The sequence below is a fragment of the Herbiconiux sp. UC225_62 genome (assembly GCF_042694625.1).
Lineage (GTDB): Bacteria > Actinomycetota > Actinomycetes > Actinomycetales > Microbacteriaceae > Herbiconiux.
Window position 1 is genome coordinate 3,018,589 of the sequence record NZ_CP170551.1, and the last position, 17,963, is coordinate 3,036,551.

General features: G+C 68.4%; 16 protein-coding genes and 2 tRNA genes. 9 read left to right on the forward strand and 9 right to left on the reverse strand.

Translation table 11 applies throughout. The features are described from left to right. Positions 1-26: 26 nt before the first annotated feature. Positions 27-821, reverse strand: a complete 795-nt coding sequence (locus ACFJGU_RS14695; protein WP_382304238.1) for a nitroreductase family protein — start codon at positions 819-821, stop codon at positions 27-29. 4 nt (positions 822-825) lie between these two features. After that, a complete protein-coding gene (locus ACFJGU_RS14700; protein ID WP_382304239.1) occupies positions 826-1,161 on the reverse strand; it encodes a hypothetical protein in 336 nt (111 codons plus the stop codon). Positions 1,162-1,255: 94 nt separating this feature from the next. On the opposite strand from ACFJGU_RS14700, the gene ACFJGU_RS14705 reads away from it, so the two are divergent. Further along, entirely contained in the window at positions 1,256-2,398 is a 1,143-nt protein-coding gene (locus ACFJGU_RS14705; RefSeq protein ID WP_382304240.1) for a DUF4190 domain-containing protein, read from the forward strand. Positions 2,399-2,423: 25 nt separating this feature from the next. Here ACFJGU_RS14705 and ACFJGU_RS14710 read toward each other — a convergent pair whose 3' ends face one another. Continuing rightward, positions 2,424-3,203, reverse strand: a complete 780-nt coding sequence (locus tag ACFJGU_RS14710; protein WP_382304241.1) for a 3-hydroxybutyrate dehydrogenase — start codon at positions 3,201-3,203, stop codon at positions 2,424-2,426. Continuing rightward, positions 3,200-4,600: an MFS transporter gene (locus ACFJGU_RS14715; protein WP_382304242.1), complete on the reverse strand. Its 1,401-nt coding sequence runs from the start codon at positions 4,598-4,600 to the stop codon at positions 3,200-3,202. The genes ACFJGU_RS14710 and ACFJGU_RS14715 overlap by 4 nt, the downstream gene beginning before the upstream one ends. Positions 4,601-4,701: 101 nt before the next feature. Between ACFJGU_RS14715 and ACFJGU_RS14720 the strand changes: the two genes are divergently transcribed. Further along, positions 4,702-5,646 carry a LysR family transcriptional regulator gene (locus tag ACFJGU_RS14720; protein WP_382304243.1) on the forward strand — a complete coding sequence of 315 codons (945 nt, stop codon included), beginning with the start codon at positions 4,702-4,704 and terminating at the stop codon, positions 5,644-5,646. 70 nt (positions 5,647-5,716) lie between these two features. On the opposite strand, the gene ACFJGU_RS14725 is transcribed toward ACFJGU_RS14720, so the two are convergent. Next, positions 5,717-5,787: transfer RNA gene (locus ACFJGU_RS14725), tRNA-Gly, on the reverse strand. A 106-nt stretch (positions 5,788-5,893) separates the two neighbouring features. Between ACFJGU_RS14725 and ACFJGU_RS14730 the strand changes: the two genes are divergently transcribed. From ACFJGU_RS14730 to ACFJGU_RS14760, 7 genes are all read left to right on the forward strand, one after another. Then, positions 5,894-5,968 (forward strand) — tRNA-Pro (locus tag ACFJGU_RS14730). 40 nt (positions 5,969-6,008) lie between these two features. Beyond that, entirely contained in the window at positions 6,009-7,379 is a 1,371-nt protein-coding gene (tig, locus tag ACFJGU_RS14735) for a trigger factor (protein WP_382304244.1), read from the forward strand. Positions 7,380-7,524: 145 nt separating this feature from the next. Continuing rightward, a complete protein-coding gene (locus ACFJGU_RS14740; protein WP_382304245.1) occupies positions 7,525-8,118 on the forward strand; it encodes an ATP-dependent Clp protease proteolytic subunit in 594 nt (197 codons plus the stop codon). Between the two features lie 37 nt (positions 8,119-8,155). After that, on the forward strand, positions 8,156-8,821 hold the full coding sequence (locus ACFJGU_RS14745; protein ID WP_382304246.1) for an ATP-dependent Clp protease proteolytic subunit: 666 nt from the start codon (positions 8,156-8,158) through the stop codon (positions 8,819-8,821). A gap of 325 nt (positions 8,822-9,146) precedes the next feature. Continuing rightward, positions 9,147-10,424 carry an ATP-dependent Clp protease ATP-binding subunit ClpX gene (clpX, locus tag ACFJGU_RS14750; protein ID WP_092555411.1) on the forward strand — a complete coding sequence of 426 codons (1,278 nt, stop codon included), beginning with the start codon at positions 9,147-9,149 and terminating at the stop codon, positions 10,422-10,424. A 65-nt stretch (positions 10,425-10,489) separates the two neighbouring features. Further along, positions 10,490-11,659 carry a benzoate/H(+) symporter BenE family transporter gene (locus tag ACFJGU_RS14755; RefSeq protein WP_382304247.1) on the forward strand — a complete coding sequence of 390 codons (1,170 nt, stop codon included), beginning with the start codon at positions 10,490-10,492 and terminating at the stop codon, positions 11,657-11,659. Between the two features lie 28 nt (positions 11,660-11,687). After that, complete coding sequence (locus ACFJGU_RS14760) at positions 11,688-12,665, forward strand: aldo/keto reductase (RefSeq protein ID WP_382304248.1); 978 nt, start codon at positions 11,688-11,690, stop codon at positions 12,663-12,665. A gap of 19 nt (positions 12,666-12,684) precedes the next feature. Here the strand turns inward: ACFJGU_RS14760 and ACFJGU_RS14765 are convergent, their stop codons facing one another. The 4 genes from ACFJGU_RS14765 to ACFJGU_RS14780 all read right to left on the reverse strand — a co-directional run bounded on the left by ACFJGU_RS14765 (position 12,685) and on the right by ACFJGU_RS14780 (position 17,962). Beyond that, positions 12,685-12,924 (reverse strand): hypothetical protein, encoded by a 240-nt coding sequence (locus ACFJGU_RS14765; RefSeq protein ID WP_382304249.1) that lies wholly within the window; start codon positions 12,922-12,924, stop codon positions 12,685-12,687. 17 nt (positions 12,925-12,941) lie between these two features. Beyond that, positions 12,942-13,388, reverse strand: a complete 447-nt coding sequence (locus ACFJGU_RS14770; RefSeq protein ID WP_382304250.1) for a GNAT family N-acetyltransferase — start codon at positions 13,386-13,388, stop codon at positions 12,942-12,944. A gap of 14 nt (positions 13,389-13,402) precedes the next feature. Further along, positions 13,403-16,021 (reverse strand): valine--tRNA ligase, encoded by a 2,619-nt coding sequence (gene valS / locus ACFJGU_RS14775; RefSeq protein ID WP_382304251.1) that lies wholly within the window; start codon positions 16,019-16,021, stop codon positions 13,403-13,405. Positions 16,022-16,147: 126 nt separating this feature from the next. Beyond that, positions 16,148-17,962 (reverse strand): phosphoenolpyruvate carboxykinase (GTP), encoded by a 1,815-nt coding sequence (locus tag ACFJGU_RS14780; RefSeq protein WP_382304252.1) that lies wholly within the window; start codon positions 17,960-17,962, stop codon positions 16,148-16,150. Position 17,963 lies beyond the last annotated feature (1 nt).

A 17,963-nucleotide genomic window follows, 5' to 3' on the forward strand; every position in this document is an offset into this window, starting at 1 on the left:
CTTTCGTCGCACGTGTGCAGACGAGACTATCGCTCGTCCCACTCCGTGACCGGCGTCGCGCAGGTGTTGCGGAAGACGTATTGCGACGGCTGCTTGCGCTCGTGGCTCGACCAGTCGATCGCGGGCCGCTGCTGGTCGGCCGGGAGGTAGCCCAGCCGGTACACGGCCATGAGTTCGAGGTCGTCGGGAACGGCCAGCAGCTGCTGGATCAGCTCCCACTTGCCCGGCACCTCCATCGGGAAGGAGACGAACTGGATGCCCATGCCGAGCTCCACCGTGGTCAGCCAGACGTTCTCCATCGCGGCCCCCATGCTGAAGACGGAGTAGAACGACGAGAGTTCGCCGGGGCGGTATTCGGCGCGGTCGAGCATCACGCCGAGGAGCAGGGGTGACCCGGCCACGAGCTTGCGGTTCTCCTCGCCGAGGGTCTGCGGCACGCGGAAGGCGTTCATCATCTTCTGGCCGCGCGAGGTGAACACCTGCTTCGTGAACGGGCGGAGGGCTGCCGGGAGCTTGTCGAAGAGCATCCCGCTGCGCTTCTCGGCCATCTCCGCCGCGCTGAAGCGGAAGTAGGGCTTGTAGCGCTCGAAGAAGGTGCCGTTCGACATCGCCTCGGTCATGCTCTCGCCGCTGATGCCGGCGATCCGTTCGATGATTGAGCGGTCGTCGACGATCACGAAGCGCCAGGGCTGGCTGTTCAGCTGCGACGGCGCCCGGCCCGCGACCTCCATCAGGAGGCGCTGATGCTCCTCCGACACCGGATCGGGACGGAACGGCCCATTGGTCGTCTTGCGGCGGCGCACGACGTCGAGAAAGTCCACTGGGCTACCTCCGGGAGCAGGAGAGGATGAGGCTGGTCAGGAAGAAAGGGGCGGCCGAGAGCGCGAGGGCGACGTGGCCGCGGGTGCGGGCACTGACGCGGGGGATCGCGACCAGCGGGGCCGCAGCCGGGAGCAGAGCCAGGGCTGCGCGGTTGTCCCCGCGGTGCCAGAGCGCGGAGGTCGCGGCGGCGCCTGCGAGCACCGAGGTGCTGATGTATACCGCGTGATGCACCCAGCGGATGCGCCGCGTGTCGATCAGCCGCGTCGCCACGGCCGTCCCCAGAGCGCAGTTGGCGAGGTAGCTCGCGGTCGCCGCGATGAAGAGCGGCCGGGGTGTCATTTCGCCAGAATACCCAACCGCTCCCGGGCGTCGGCGGCGAATTCACCCCCGGATGCGGGTGCGATCCGCCCGGCCCAGTGCCACACTGGGAAAGGTGACGAATCTTCCACCCGGCTCAGGGCCCAACGACCACTCCGACGACTCCGACGAGAACGGCGGGGCCGTTCCTCCCGTCCCGCCGCTGCCCGAGCAGCCGCCGGCTCCGCCTGTGGTGCCGCCTGCGCCCGCTCCGGATGCGACGCCGACGGTCGCGTATCCGCCCACACCTCCCGTGCCGCCGGTCGCGCCGCCGCCCGCAAGCGCCCCCGGTGCGGATGCGCCGCCGCCCTACCAAGCGCCGCCCGCCTACGTGCCGCCGCCGGCCTACGCCTCGGTGCCTCCGGGTCAGGTTCCTCCCGGTCAGGTGCCGCCCGGTCAGGTGCCGCCCGGCCCGTACGGGCAGCCCGGCCAATACGGCGGCCCGCCGCCGGTCGCTCCCACGAGCGGCGGGAACGGGCTGGGCATCGCGTCGATCATCGTGGGCGGTGTCGCCTTCATCGGCGCGTTCATCCCGTTCCTCAACTACGCGGTCTGGTTCGTCGCCCTGGTCGGTCTCGTGCTCGGCATCATCGCCCTGGTCCGGAAGGGTCGCAGCAAGGGGCTGGCGATCGGCGGCACGATCCTCTCGGGCGTCGCCCTGATCCTCTCGATCGTGCTGGCCGTCGTGTACACCTTCGGCTTCATCGGCGCCGTGAACGAGGCCATCGACGAGGGCCTCGCCACCATCACGCCGATCCCGGTCGATCCGCTGCCGAGCGACGACCCCTTCGCCACCGATGCCCCCGACGACGGCACCGATGACGGCGATCTCGGCGAGGTGATCGCGGCCCAGTTCGGCCAGGTCGTGACATACGACGACGGCATGGAGATCTCGGTCTCCGAACCGACCCCGTTCACCCCCTCGGCCAACGCCGTGGGCACCGACCAGGCGACGAACCTCCAGTTCACGATCACGATCGTCAACGGCACGGCCGCCGATTACCAGCCCTTCTCGTTCTCCACGGTCACCTCCGGCGGGGTCGCCGCGAGCCTCATCATCGATCCGGACAACGGGATCGAGGGCCTGCCGCCGGTCGACACCATCCCCGCGGGGCAGACGGTCACCTACGTCGAGGCCTACTCGGTCGCCGACGCGAACGACATCGTCTACGACGTCGCTCCCGGCTTCGAGTACACGACGGCACGTTTCACGAACTGAGGCCGGCCGGCGGGGTGGGTTCTCCTCACCTCGCCGACCAGCCCCCGTCCATCGCGTAGCTCGCGCCGGTGACCATGCCGGCGTCGTCCGAAGCGAGCCACCCCACGAGTGAGGCGACTTCGGCGGGTTCGACGAGGCGCTTGATGGCGCTCTCGGTGAGCATGACCCGGCTGAGCACCTCCGACTCGGGGATGCTGTGCACCGCGGCCTGGTCGGCGATCTGCCGCTCGACCATCGGGGTGCGCACGTAGCCGGGATTGACGCAGTTGCTCGTCACGCCGTGCGGGCCGCCCTCGAGCGCCGTGACCTTCGAGAGGCCTTCGAGTCCGTGCTTGGCCGCGACGTAGGCGCTCTTGAACGCCGACGCGCGGAGGCCGTGCACCGACGACACGTTGATCACCCGGCCGAATCCGCGGGCGTACATGTGGGGGAGCGCGGAGCGCACGAGGAGGAACGGCACCTCGAGCATCAGGGTGAGGATGCGCCGGAAATCGGCGGGGTCGAAGTCCTGGATGGGGCCGATGCTCTGCACACCGGCGTTGTTGACCAGGATGTCGACGGGGGACAGGATCTCCGCCAAGCGGTCGGGCTCCAGAGCATCCGGTTCCAGGAGGTCCACGACCCAGGTGGCGCCGCCGACCTCGACCGCGAGGGCCGTGGCCGCCTCGCGGTCGCGATCGGCCACCAGCACATGGGCGCCGCGGTCCGCCAGCGCGCGCACGGTCGCGGCACCTATCCCGCTCGCCCCGCCGGTGACGAGAGCGCGGCGGCCCGCCAACGGCAGGGAACGGCGGTCGTCGATCACGAGGAGACGCTTCCGGAGACCTCGGCGTCGCTGCGGCGGGCGTCGGCCGCGTCGATGTCCCGGAGTGACACCCCTCGGGTCTCCCGGAGTGTGAGCACGGTGACTCCCGTGATGGCGCAGGCGATCAGGATGTACAGCGCCACCGGCACCCAGGAGTGATACTGCTGCAGCAGGGCCGAGGCGATGATCGGCGCGAGCGAACCCGCGATGATCGAGGTGACCTGGTAGCCCAGGGAGACGCCGGAGTACCGCATCCGCGTGGGGAACATCTCCGACATGATCGCGGGCTGTCCGGCGTACATCAGCGCGTGGAAGCACAGGCCCACGGCGATGGCGAACACGATCAGCACCGGGTTCAAGGTGTCGAACAGCGGGAAGGCGAAGAACGCCCAGGTGGCTCCGAGCACCGCGCCGGCGAAGTAGACGGGCTTCCGGCCGATCCGGTCGGCGAGGCGGCCGACCTGGGGGATCACCGCGAAGTGCACGGCGTGGGCGATCAGGAGCGCGAGCAGCAGCTGACTCGTGTCGTACTGATGCACCGTCACGAGATACACGATCGAGAAGCTGACGATGATGTAGTACAGGATGTTCTCCGCGAAACGCAGGCCCATCGCCTTGAGCACGCCGCCGGGATAGCGCCGCACCACTTCGAGGGCACCGTAGCGCCGGGTGTTCTCGTTCGCGGCGCGCGCCTCGAGGAAGATGGGCGCCTCGTTCACGTGGGTGCGGATGTAGTACCCGATCAGCACGATCACGGCGGAGAGCCAGAACGCCACGCGCCAGCCCCACCCGAGGAACTGATCGGCGGGCAGGATGCCGGACATGGTCAGGAGCACCAGGGTCGCGAGCAGATTCCCGATGGGAACGGCCGCCTGCGGCCAGCTCGACCAGAAGGCCCGTGAGCGGTCGGGGCTCTGTTCGGCGACGAGGAGCACGGCGCCGCCCCATTCCCCTCCGAGCGCGAAGCCCTGGATGAAGCGGAGGGCGACCAGCAGGGCGGGTGCCCAGTAGCCGATGGAGTCGAATCCGGGCAGACAGCCGATCAAGAAGGTCGCGATGCCGATCATGATGATGGTGACCTGCAGGGTGTGCTTGCGGCCCAGTCGGTCGCCGATCTGTCCGAAGACGATCCCACCGAGCGGCCGGGCGATGAACCCGACGGCGTAGGTGAGGAAGGCGGCGATGATGCCGTCGAGCTGGGTTCCGGCGTTCGGGAAGAACACGGTGCCGAAGACGAGGCTGGCGGCAGTGGCGTAGAGGAAGAACTCGTACCACTCGACGACCGTGCCGGCCATCGACGCCATGACGACGGTCTTCAAGCCCTTCGTCGCGCCCTTCGAGTCGGGGGATCGCCCCGCATCCGGGCCATCGGTGGTGAGGCGCTGATTCACGCTCATTGACTGCTCCTTCTGTGTCGTCGTTGACAGGACGAGTATTCGTGCAGATCCGTGGCGCGACAATGGCGACTTCCGCGCAGTCGATGTGCATAATTGCAGATATGCAGCCAGGATCACCGTCGATCTCGCCCGACCCGCCCGATCCGCAGGATCTGCTCGTGCTCCTGTCCGTCGCGCGGACGGGCCGGTTCACCGCCGCCGCCGGGGCGCTCGGCGTGAATCACACGACGATCTCGCGGCGGATCGCAGCCTTGGAGCGAAGGCTCGGCGGCCGGCTGCTCACGCGGGCCGGAGGCGGCTGGCAGGTGACGCCCCTCGGTCGACAGGCCCTGCGGGCGGCGGAGGGGGTGGAGTCGGCCATGGCGATGCTGCAGACCGACCCGGCCGAACCGCCACGGCTGAGCGGTGTGGTCCGGATGTCGGCCACGGACGGTTTCAGTGCCCTCGTGGCCGCCCCGGCCGTCGCCCGGTTGCAGCGGCAGCACCCGGACCTCCGTGTCGAGATCGTCACCGTCACGCGCCGGGCCCTGCAGCACCGCTTCGGTCTCGACATCGAAGTGGTCGTGGGACGCCCCCAGGTGAATCGGGCGGAGACCTTCCCGCTCGGCGAGTACACGCTCGGTATGTACGCGTCGCGCGATTACCTCGAGCGCAACGGCGTGCCCGCGACCCCGGAGGAGCTGTGCGAGCATCCGCTCGTCTACTTCATCGACTCGATGCTCGAGGTCGACGACCTCGACGCACCGCGCCGGCTGGTGCCGACCATGCGCGACTCCCTCACGTCGACGAACGTCTTCGTGCACGTGGAGGCCACACGAGCGGGCGCCGGAATCGGCTTCCTGCCCTGCTTCGTCGCCGACCGTCACCCCGACCTCGTCCGCCTGCTCCCGGATGACTTCGCGGAGAGGCTGGCCTACTGGATGGTGCTACGGCCGGACTCGCTGGTCTTGCCGGCGGTCGCCGCGGTCGTCCAGGCCGTCCGCGACCAGACCAAGGGCATGTCCCAAGAACTCCTCGGCGACGTCGTCCCCGTGACACGTGAGTAGTGGCCCGCACCTCGACACCCACAACGGGTCGCTGCGACGCCGCAGCAGCGGCGGCGTCGCGAACAACACGAGGGGATGACGGGAATCGAACCCGCGTGATCAGTTTGGAAGACTGAGGCTCTACCATTGAGCTACATCCCCGTGAAGGGGCTTTCACCCCAGGCACCCGAACATCGTAGTACAGCTTCGGGGGTGCTGTGTGTCGGTCCTCGGGCGTGCAGTAGACTTGCCGAGGCCATTTCGCCGCCGGGGCGTAGCTCAGCTTGGCTAGAGCGCCCGCTTTGGGAGCGGGAGGTCGCAGGTTCGAATCCTGTCGCCCCGACACGACGCCGAACCTCACAACCATCAGGAGAGACCCCAACGTGAAGACCACGGTCGAAAAGCTCAGCCCCACGCGTGTGAAGATCGCCATCTTCGTCACCCCCGACGAGCTGAAGCCCAGCATCGATCACGCCTACAGCCACATCGCCGAGCAGGTGAACATCCCCGGCTTCCGCAAGGGCAAGGTGCCGCCGCCCATCATCAACCAGCGCGTCGGCAAGGAGGCCGTCCTCGAGCACGCCGTCAACGACGGCCTCGACGGCTTCTACCGCGCCGCCGTCGACGAGAACGAGCTGCGCCCGCTCGGCCGCCCGCAGGCCGACATCGTGGAGTGGCCGAAGGCCGCCGACTTCTCCGGCGATCTCGAGCTCGCCATCGAGGTCGATGTGCGCCCCGAGATCGAACTGCCCGACTACGAGGGCTTCGAGGTCACCGTCGAGCCCGCCGTCGTCACCGACGCGGATGTCGACGAGGAGCTCGAGCGTCTCCGCAGCCGCTTCGGCACCCTCGTCACGGTCGACCGCCCGGCCAAGACCGGCGACTTCGCCCAGCTCGACCTCGTCGCCACCGTCGACGACGTCGAGGTCGACACCGCCTCCGGCATCTCCTATGAGATCGGTTCGGGCGAGCTCCTCGAGGGCATCGACGAGGCCCTCGACACGCTCACCGCGGGCGAGACCACCACGTTCGAGGCTCCGCTGCTCGGGGGCGACTACGCCGGGCGCGACGCGCTCGTCACCGTCACGCTGAACGCCGTGAAGGAGCGCGAGCTCCCCGAGGCCGACGACGACTTCGCGCAGATCGCCAGTGAGTTCGACACGCTCGACGAGCTGAAGGCCGATCTCAAGAGCCAGGTCGAGAAGCAGAAGGCCTTCGGCCAGGCTTCCGAGGCCCGCACGAAGATCGTCGAGAGCCTGCTCGAGAAGGTCGACGTGCCGGTGCCGCCGGCGCTCATCGAAGACGAGGTGCAGCGTCACCTGGAGAGCGAGAACCGTCTCGAAGACGACGTGCACCGCGCCGAGGTCACCGAGTCGAGCGAGAACACGTTCCGTACGCAGATCCTGCTCGACGCGGTCGTCGACAAGGAAGAGGTCAAGGTCTCGCAGGACGAGCTCACCCAGTACCTCGTGCAGTCCTCCGCCCAGTACGGCATGGACCCGAACGAGTTCGTGAAGATCCTCTCCGAGTCGAACCAGATCCCGGCCATGGTCGCCGAGGTCGCCCGGAACAAGGCGCTCGCGATCATCCTGTCGAAGGCGAAGGTCGTCGACACCGACGGCAAGGCCGTCGACATCTCCGAGTTCACCACCCTCGCAGCCGACGACGAAGGCGAGAACCTCGTGGGCGCGTCGACGCTCGGTGCCGACGACCACGCCGGTCACGACCACGACCACGCGGGTCACTCGCACTAGCCCCGCGACGACGCGCGAAGGGCCCCCAGCCGGTGACGGATGGGGGCCCTTCGCCGTTCCCGGCTCTGCCGACGGCGAACACAGCCCCCGCGATGTGTTGCACCCAGTAGATTCAAACCACTGCAAGTGAATTGGAGCGACACACATGGCCGAAACGGCTCTTCCATCCAGCGTCTTCGACCGTCTGCTGAAGGACCGCATCATCTGGCTCGGGTCAGAGGTTCGCGACGACAACGCGAACGAGATCTGCGCCAAGATCCTTCTGCTCGCGGCTGAAGACCCCAAGCGCGACATCTACCTCTACATCAACTCGCCCGGCGGCTCGATCACGGCCGGTATGGCGATCTACGACACCATGAAGTTCGTTCCGAACGACATCGTGACCGTGGGCATCGGAATGGCCGCATCGATGGGCCAGTTCCTCCTCACCTCGGGCACCAAGGGCAAGCGCTACATCACGCCCAACGCCCGCGTGCTCCTGCACCAGCCGCACGGTGGGTTCGGCGGCACGGCGTCCGACATCCAGACCCAGGCCCAGCTCATCCTGAGCATGAAGCAGCGTCTGGCCGAGATCACCGCCGCTCAGACCGGTAAGACGGTCGAGCAGGTCAACGAAGACGGCGACCGCGACCGCTGGTTCAGCGCCCAGGAGGCGCTGGAGTACGGCTTCGTCGACCACGTGCGCGAGTTCGCGACCGACGTCACCGGTGGCGCCGGCACCGCCGCGGACCAGATCTAGTCGGCACCGGATTCAAGAGACAAGGGAAAAAGAACTCATGGAGACCCCCACATTCGGTGCGAGCGCGTACGGCAACGGCACGACGCCCTCGAGCCGGTACATCCTGCCGAGCTTCGAGGAGCGCACGGCCTACGGCTTCAAGCGCCAGGACCCGTACGCGAAGCTGTTCGAGGACCGCATCATCTTCCTCGGCGTGCAGATCGACGACGCGTCGGCTGACGACATCATGGCCCAGCTGCTCGTGCTCGAGTCGCAGGACCCGGATCGCGACATCGAGATGTACATCAACTCGCCCGGTGGCTCGTTCACCGCGATGACCGCCATCTACGACACGATGCAGTACGTGCGTCCGCAGATCCAGACCGTGTGCCTCGGCCAGGCGGCCTCCGCCGCCGCCGTGCTGCTCGCGGCCGGAACGCCGGGCAAGCGTCTGGCACTGCCGAACGCGCGCATCCTGATCCACCAGCCGGCCACCGGCCAGGGCGGCGGACAGGCGTCGGACATCGAGATCCAGGCCCGCGAGATCCTGCGGATGCGCGAATGGCTCGAGGGCACGCTCTCGCACCACTCGAACCGCACGCTCGAGCAGGTCAACAAGGACATCGACCGCGACAAGATCCTCTCGGCCGAGGAGGCGCTGGAGTACGGCCTCATCGACCAGGTGCTGACCTCGCGCAAGAACGTCCCCGCGCTGGTGAGCTAAAGAAGAACTGAGCCAGCCCAGAGGGGCCCGTCGCCTGTGGCGGCGGGCCCCTCTGCTCGCGCCGCCGCTTCTGCGGCGCGAGGGGCCCGAGCGTGAGCCGGTGTGGACACCGCGGGCTGGTGGCGCCCACGTGGGGCTTCTTCCTCCGGGCCGAGACCATGCACGGCTATTACAGCTATCTCGAGGCGCTGCCGGGATCGCCGGATCCTGCTACCTGCGTCACATCGTCGATTGACGGACGGATGACGGGAATGTGGCGTCGTTGGCCGTGCTTGTCCGGGGTTCAGGTTAGGCTCGTCAGAACACAGCGTTTAGGAGGCTGGGCATGGCACGCATAGGAGAGAGCGCCGACCTGCTCAAGTGCTCGTTCTGCGGAAAGAGCCAGAAGCAGGTTCAGCAGCTCATCGCCGGTCCCGGTGTCTACATCTGCGACGAATGCGTCGAGTTGTGCAACGAGATCATCGAGGAGCGTCTGTCCGAGGCCAGCGAAGAGGCGGCCAGCGAGTTCGAACTCCCGAAGCCGAAGGAGATCTATTCCTTCCTCGAGGAGTACGTGATCGGGCAGGACGCCGCGAAGCGTGCCCTCAGCGTCGCGGTCTACAACCACTACAAGCGCACCCGGGCTCGCACGGCGATCGTGTCGGCCGAGGCGCAGGCCTCCGAGGTCGAGATCGCGAAGAGCAACATCCTGCTCATCGGGCCGACCGGTTGCGGCAAGACCTACCTCGCCCAGACTCTCGCGAAGCGCCTGAACGTGCCGTTCGCGGTGGCGGATGCGACGGCCCTCACCGAGGCGGGCTACGTCGGTGAAGACGTCGAGAACATCCTGCTCAAGCTCATCCAGGCCGCCGACTACGACGTCAAGCGCGCCGAGACCGGCATCATCTACATCGACGAGGTCGACAAGATCGCCCGCAAGGCCGAGAACCCGTCGATCACGCGCGACGTGTCGGGCGAGGGCGTGCAGCAGGCGCTGCTGAAGATCCTCGAGGGCACGGTGGCCAGTGTTCCTCCGCAGGGTGGTCGCAAGCATCCGCACCAGGAGTTCATCCAGATCGACACCACGAACGTGCTCTTCATCGTGGCGGGCGCCTTCGCCGGCCTCGAGGAGATCATCTCCCAGCGCGCCGGCCGTCGCGGCATCGGCTTCAACTCGCCGCTCTACAGCAAGAAGGCCGAAGCGAACCTCTTCGGCGAGGTGCTGCCCGAAGACCTGCACAAGTTCGGCCTCATCCCCGAGTTCATCGGCCGCCTCCCCGTGGTCACCACGGTGACGCCGCTCGATCAGGCCGCACTGATGCAGATCCTCACCGTGCCGCGCAACGCCCTCGTGCGCCAGTACCAGCGCATGTTCGAGCTCGACGGCGTGGAACTCGACTTCGAGCACGACGCCCTCGAGGCCATCGCCGACCTGGCGGTGCTCCGGCAGACCGGTGCCCGCGGCCTCCGCGCCATCATGGAAGAGGTGCTCGGGCCCATCATGTTCGAGGTGCCGTCGACCGACGAGGTGGGCCGCGTGATCGTGACCCGTGAGGCCGTGCTCGAGAACGCCGCGCCCACGATCGTTCCGCGTAAGCCTCGGCGTGAGGAGAAGTCGGCCTGACCGGCGGTTCTCCCGTCGGCAGCTCGCCGGAAGGCGGCGCGCCGGCGCGTCGACGGGGCGACATCGTGCAGCCCGTCTCGGCGGGCATCGTGGCGGCCATCACGGGATTCGCCAGTTCGTTCGTGTTGGTGGTCGCGGGCCTGCACGCCGTGGGCGCGAACGATGCTCAGGCCGCGAGCGGACTGCTCGCCGTGTGTGTGCTCAGCGGCGTGTGCTGCATCGTGCTCGCCGCGTGGTTCCGGATGCCGATCTCCTTCGCCTGGTCGACGCCCGGAGCGGCGCTCCTCGTCGCCGCCGCCGGCACCACCCACGACTTCGCGGCGGCCACCGGCGCCTTCCTCGTCTGCGGCGTGCTCATCGTGCTCTGCGGGCTCTGGCCCCCGCTCGGCCGGGCCATCACGCGCATCCCGAGACCGCTCGCCGGTGCGATGCTCGCCGGCATCCTCTTCCCGATCTGTCTGGCGCCCATCACGGCCGCCGTCGAGATCCCGTGGCTCGCTCTGCCCGTCATCCTGACCTGGCTGATCCTGTTCCGTTTCGCCCCGCGCTGGGCGGTGCCGGCGGCGATGGTGGTGGCCGCGATCGGCATCGGAGTGACGGCGGGCGGCGGATGGCTCGCCGACGCCAGTCTGGCGCCGCGTCTCGAGTTCGTGGTTCCGACGTTCGACCCGCTCGTGATCGTGAGCCTCGGACTGCCCCTGTTCATCGTGACGATGGCCGGACAGAACGTTCCCGGGTTCGCCGTGATGTCGACCTTCGGCTACAGGCTGCCCCCGCGTCCACCGCTGCTCGCATCCGGCCTGGCTACCGTGGCGGGCTCGTTCTTCGGCGGGCACGCGGTGAACCTCGCCGCCATCACCGCGGCGATCATGGCCGGCCCGGACTCGCATCCCGATCGCTCGCGCCGCTGGATAGCCACGGTCACCTCGGGCATCGGATTCGTGGTGTTCGGTCTGGCCGCCGGCGTGGCCACCGCGCTCATCTCGGCGTCTCCGCCCATCCTCATCACCGCCGTCGCGGGGCTCGCGCTGCTCGGGGCCCTGGTGACGGCCGTCTCGAGCGCCATCGAAGAGCCGGCGCACCGCATCCCGGCCATCGCCACCTTCTTGGTGACGGCATCCGGAGTCACCATCGTGAGCATCGGATCGGCGTTCTGGGGTTTGCTGGTGGGCGGCGTGATCATGCTCTGGAGCGCCTTCCCGTGGCGGCGTCGTAAAGTGATCGAGGGGTCCTGAAGCCCCTCGTCTCGTCGAAGGGAAGCGGATGCAGTACACACGCCTCGGCCGGTCAGGGCTCGAGATCTCGGCCGTCGTTCTCGGCTGCATGAGCTACGGCGACCCGGCACGCGGCACCCATCCGTGGTCGCTGCCCGAGGAGGAGTCGCGCCCCTTCTACCGCAGGGCGCTGGAGGCGGGCCTCACCACCTTCGACACCGCCGACAGCTACTCGGCCGGATCGAGCGAGGAGATCGCGGGCCGGGCGCTCGGCGACTTCGCGCGGCGCGATGAGATCCAGATCTTCACGAAGGTGTATTTCCCGTTGCACGAGGGGCCGAACAGCCGCGGGCTCTCGCGGGCGCACATCCTCAGCTCCATCGACGGCAGCCTCCGCCGGCTCGGCACCGACTATGTCGACCTGTACCAGATCCATCGCTGGGACGACCAGACGCCCATCGAGGAGACCATGGAGGCGCTGCACGACGTGGTGCGCTCAGGTAAGGCGCGCTACATCGGCGCCTCGTCGATGTGGGCCTGGCAGTTCGCGAAGGCGCAGCACGCGGCCGAGCGCAACGGATGGACGCGATTCGTGTCGATGCAGGACCAGTACAACCTGCTGCAGCGCGAGGAGGAGCGGGAGATGCATCCGCTGGCCGTGGATCAGGGCGTCGGCGTCCTGCCCTGGAGTCCCTTGGCCCGCGGGCGCCTCACGCGCCCCTGGGGCGTGGAGACGGCGCGCACCGAGACCGATGAGGTGACCAAGCGAATGTACGGGCAGGCCGAGGAGGCCGACCGTGCGATCGTCGACGCGGTGGGCCGGATCGCGGACGCCCGCGGCGTGAGCCGGGCCCAGGTCGCCCTCGCCTGGGTGCGCCAGCAGAAGGCCGTCTCGGCGCCCATCGTGGGTGCCACCAAGCCGCACCAGCTCGACGACGCGATCGCTTCGCTCGACCTCACGCTGGACGCCGAAGAACTCGCCGCCCTCGAAGCGCCCTACACGCCCCGCCACCCCGAAGGATTCTGAGCGCGACTCGACGGGCGGGTCAGGCCCCGGGCGTGACCACGGCGGCGTCGGTGTCCGCGTCGTATTCGATGACCGTTTCGTCGTCGAGCTCGACGACGGGCTTGCCCTCGAGCCAGGTCAGGGTCCAGCTCCACTCGGCGGCGTCGACGCCGGCCTCGGCGAGCTCGCCCTCGACCTCGTAGATCGCGTCGATCACGACTTGGGGCAGGCGCGACGGCGGTTCGTCGCCGACCAGCCATCGGGTTCCGAGCTGGATCATCGTGCTGTTCCTCTCACTCAGAGTGCCTTGTCGTAGGTGACCCACTGGGTCTTCTCGGCCACGTTCTTGTACAGCGACCGCGCGGTCTCGTTGTCCTTGGCGGTGATCCAGCGCACGATGCTGGCACCGCGGGCGCGGCCGACATCCGCCACGCCGTCGATCAGGGCGGTCGCGATGCCCTGCTTGCGCTTCTCGGGAAGCACGTAGAGGTCATCGAGGTAGAGGCCGCGGCTGCCGGCCAACGGTCGGGCGAACTCGCGGAAGTGGGCGAGGCCGACGACCTCGCCGTGCTCGTCCACGGCCACGAGGCACTCCAACTCGTTCGAGGGATCGATGATCCAGCTCCACACCAGAACGGCCTTCTCGTCGTGCAGCGGGGTCTCGTAGAACTCGCCGTACCCCGTGTACACCGCGTGCCACGGGAAGAACTCGCTCGTCTGGACGGGTCGGACCTCGATCGGCATCGTCGCCTCCTGGCTCACTTCTCACCCTCCGTCGTCTCGTCGGGCGCTAGAACTATATCGCTGACCACGAGCTCCGGAGCGTCGGCGAACCGCAGTTCCGCGATGCGGCCGACCGCCTTCAGATCCGCACCGGCCAGCTGCAGTGATGCGATCTCCTCGGTCGGCCCGGCGATGGTCGCCGAGGCGACCGCGGTCTTCTGCGAGGCCTTCGCATCGGTCTTCGCCCGGCGGATGCCCACCAGGGCTTTGCCGGCGAGTGCGAGCAGCGGGGCGTGCGCGGGCAGCTCAGCCGTGACCCCCTCGGGCAGCGCAGCGCCGACCGAGGCCGGCCAGGGAGCGTTGTGCACCGAACCCTCGTGCGTCCACGACCAGACTTCTTCGGTGGCGAACGGGAGGTAGGGCGCGAAGAGGCGCAGCAGCACGTCGATGGCGGACTGCAGAGCCAGCACGGCCGAGGCCTTGCCCGCCGCCTCGGACTCCTCGCGGTAGGCGCGCTCCTTGACCAGCTCGAGGTAGTCGTCGCAGAAGGTCCAGAAGAAGGTCTCGGTGATCTCGAGCGCCCGGGCGTGGTCGTAGTTCTCCAGCGCGGTCGTGGCCTGGCGCACCACCTCGTCGAGGGCGGTGAGCATGCTCTGGTCGACGGGCTCGGTGATGGCCGTGTGTCCCTCGGGGAGCGCGAATCCGTACACGAACTTCGCCGCGTTGAGGATCTTGATCGCCAGCCGGCGCCCGATCTTGATCTGGGTGGGGTTCTTCTCGTCGAAGGCCGCGTCGGTGCCGAGGCGCGACGATGCGGCCCAGTAGCGCACGGCATCCGATCCGTGGGCCGCGAGGATGTCGGCGGGCGTCACCACGTTGCCCTTCGACTTCGACATCTTCTTGCGGTCGGGGTCGACGATGAAGCCGGAGAGCGCCGCGTGCGCCCACGGCTTCTCGTTCGTCTCCAGGGCGCTGCGGAGCATGGTCGAGAAGAGCCAGGTGCGGATGATGTCCTGCCCCTGCGGCCGGAGGTCGTAGGGGAACACCATTCCCCAGAGCTCCTCGTCGCGCATCCAGCCGCCCGCCAGCTGCGGGGTGAGGGAGGAGGTGGCCCAGGTGTCCATCACGTCGACCTCGCCCTGGAAGCCGCCGGGCACACCGCGCTGCGACTCGTCGTAGCCGGGCGCCGCATCCGACGACGGGTCGACCGGCAGGATGTCGCGGGTGGCCAGGATCGGCTCGTCGAACTTCGGGTTGCCGTCGCCGTCGAGCGGGTACCAGACCGGCAGGGGAACGCCGAAGAAGCGCTGGCGCGAGATGAGCCAGTCGCCCGTGAGGCCGCCCACCCAGTTCTCGTAGCGCACGCGCATGAAGTCGGGGTGCCAGTCGAGTTCGGCGCCGAGCTCGAGCAGCCGGGCGCGCAACTCCTCGTCGCGCGCACCGTTCTTCACGTACCACTGCCGGGTCGACACGATCTCGAGCGGACGGTCGCCCTTCTCGAAGAACTTCACCGGGTGCACGATCGGCTTCGGCTCGCCGATGAGCTCGCCCGATGCGCGCAGCAGTTCCACCACGGCCTGCTTGGCCGAGAACACCGTCTTGCCGGCCAGCTGCGCATAGGCGGCTTTTCCGGCATCGGAGGTGATCGCCTCCGGGGCCTCGCTCACGATGCGGCCGTCGAAGCCGATGATGGCGCGGTTGGGGAGGTCGAGGTCGCGCCACCAGATGACGTCGGTGAGGTCGCCGAAGGTGCAGATCATCGCGATGCCCGAGCCCTTGTCGGCCTGGGCGAGGTGGTGGGCGACGACCGGCACCTCGACGCCGAAGAGCGGGGTGGTGACCGTGGTGCCAAACAGCTCCTGGTAGCGAGCGTCATCCGGATGCGCCACCAGGGCCACGCAGGCCGGCAGCAGTTCGGGACGGGTCGTCTCGATCAGCACGTCGTCGCCGTTCGGGGCATGGAAGGCGATGCGGTGGTAGGCGCCCGGCTGCTCCTTGTCTTCGAGCTCGGCCTGGGCGACCGCGGTGCGGAACGTCACGTCCCAGAGCGTGGGGGCCATCGCCTGGTAGGCCTCACCGCGCTGGACGTTGCGGAGGAAGGCGAGCTGCGAAGCGGTCTGCGACTCGGGGGAGATGGTGCGGTAGGTCTGGGTCCAGTCGACCGAGAGGCCGAGGTCGCGCCAGACGGCCTCGAACTGCTTCTCGTCTTCGACGGTGAGCCGCTCGCAGAGCTCGATGAAGTTGCGGCGCGAGATCGGCAGCTGGTCGGCGGCCTTGGAGCTCTTGTTGTCGCCGCCCTCGAACGGCGGCTCGAAGCCGGCGTCGTAGGGGAGCGAGGGGTCGCAGCGCACGCCGTAGAAGTTCTGCACGCGGCGCTCCGTGGGGAGGCCGTTGTCGTCCCAGCCGATGGGATAGAAGACGCGCTGGCCCTGCATGCGGTGATAGCGCGCGATCACGTCGGTGTGGGTGTAGCTGAAGACGTGCCCGATGTGCAGCGACCCGGAGGCGGTGGGCGGGGGCGTGTCGATCGAGTAGACCGTTTCGCGCGTGGCGCCCTCGCGGGGGAAGAGGTAGGTGCCGCGGGAGGCCCACTCGGCGTCCCACTTCGCTTCGAGCCCTTCGAGGGCGGGTTTGTCGGGCACGTTCGCGGTCACAAGGGCCTCCTGGCGATATAGACGGCACCGTGTCAGGTGGAGAGGTGCCTTTTGTGGTGCTACCAGGATACTGGACTCGCTGTTCCGGGGCGCCGTATGGTGTCCGGAGCCCCGGAACAGAGATCTCTACTTGATGTTGGCCTTGAGGGTGGCGAGCTCGCGGGTGAGCTGGGCCGGGATGGTGCCCGATTCGCCGAGTTCGTCGAAGTAGCCCCCGATCTGCTCGACTTCGCGGCCCCAGGCGGCGCGGTCGACCGAGAGGATCGACTGCAGGTCCTCGTAGGCCAGGTCGAGCCCCTCGACGTTGAAGTCGCGCACGCGCGGCAGCTTGCCGACGGGCGAGTCGACGACCTCGACCTCGCCCTCGATGCGGCGCACGATCCACTCGATCACGCGCGAGTTCTCCGAGAAGCCCGGCCAGATGAAGTGGCCGTCGGCGTCTTTGCGGAACCAGTTGACCGAGAAGATCGGGGGAGCATCCGTGCCGAGCTGCTCGCCGACCTTCAGCCAGTGACCGAAGTAGTCGGTGATGTTGTAGCCGCAGAACGGCAGCATCGCGAAGGGATCGTGACGCAGCCGACCGACCGCGCCCTCGGCGGCCGCGGTGGTCTCGGAGGCCATGGTGGCCCCCATGAAGACGCCGTGCGACCAGTCCCGGGCCTGCGACACCAGCGGCACCGTCGTCGGGCGGCGGCCGCCGAACATGATCGCGTCGATCACGACGCCCTCCGGGGCATCCCAGTCGGAGGCGATCGAGGGGCACTGGTCGGCGGTCACGGTGAAGCGGGAGTTCGGATGCGCGGCCGGGGTCGCCGAATCCGGGGTCCAGTCGTTGCCCTCCCAGTCGATCAGGTGCGCAGGCGCCTTGGGGGTGAGGCCCTCCCACCAGACGTCGCCATCGTCGCGCAGCGCGACGTTCGTGAAGATCGTGTTGCCCCACACCGTGTCGACCGCGGTCGGATTCGTGGTGATGCCGGTGCCGGGCGCCACGCCGAAGAAGCCGCGCTCGGGGTTGATGGCGCGGAGCTTGCCGTCGGCGCCGGGCCGCATCCAGGCGATGTCGTCGCCGATGGTCTCGACCTGCCAGCCGGGGATCGACGGGTTCAGCATCGCCAGGTTGGTCTTGCCGCAGGCGCTCGGGAAGGCGGCGGCCACGTGGTAGACCTTGCCCTCCGGGCTCGTGATCTTGATGATGAGCATGTGCTCGGCCAGCCAGCCCTCGTCGCGGGCCATGACGCTCGCGATGCGGAGGGCGAAGCACTTCTTGCCGAGCAGCGCGTTTCCGCCGTAGCCCGAGCCGAACGACCAGATCTCGCGGGTCTCCGGGAAGTGCGAGATGTACTTGGTCGGGTTGTGCGGCCAGGCCACGTCGTCGTGACGGGTGCCCTCCTCGTCGATCAACGGAGCGCCCACCGAGTGCAGCGCGGGGACCCAGGGGGTCTCCTCCTCGATGAGGTCGAGGGCGGCAACGCCCATCCGCGTCATCAGCTGCATGCTGACGACCACGTAGGGGGAGTCGGTGATCTGCACGCCGAGCTGCGAGATCGGGCCGCCGAGCGGGCCCATCGAGAACGGCACCACGTACATCGTGCGGCCGCGCATGCTCCCGGCGAAGAGCTTCGTGAGCTCCTCGCGCATGGCGAAGGGGTTACGCCAGTTGTTGGTGGGGCCGGCATCCGCTTCGCTCTCGGAGCAGATGAAGGTGCGGTCCTCGACGCGGGCGACGTCGGCCGGGTCGCTGCGGGCGAGGAAGCTGTTGGGGCGCCATTCGGGGTTCAGGCGGATGAGGGTGCCCTGGGCGACCATCATCTTGGTCAGTTCGTCCCACTCGCGGGTGGAGCCGTCGCACCACACGATGGAATCGGGCTTCGTGAGCAGCGCGACGTCGCGCACCCACTCGTTCACGGCGGCGTTCTTGCTCGGACCGTCTACATCGATCATG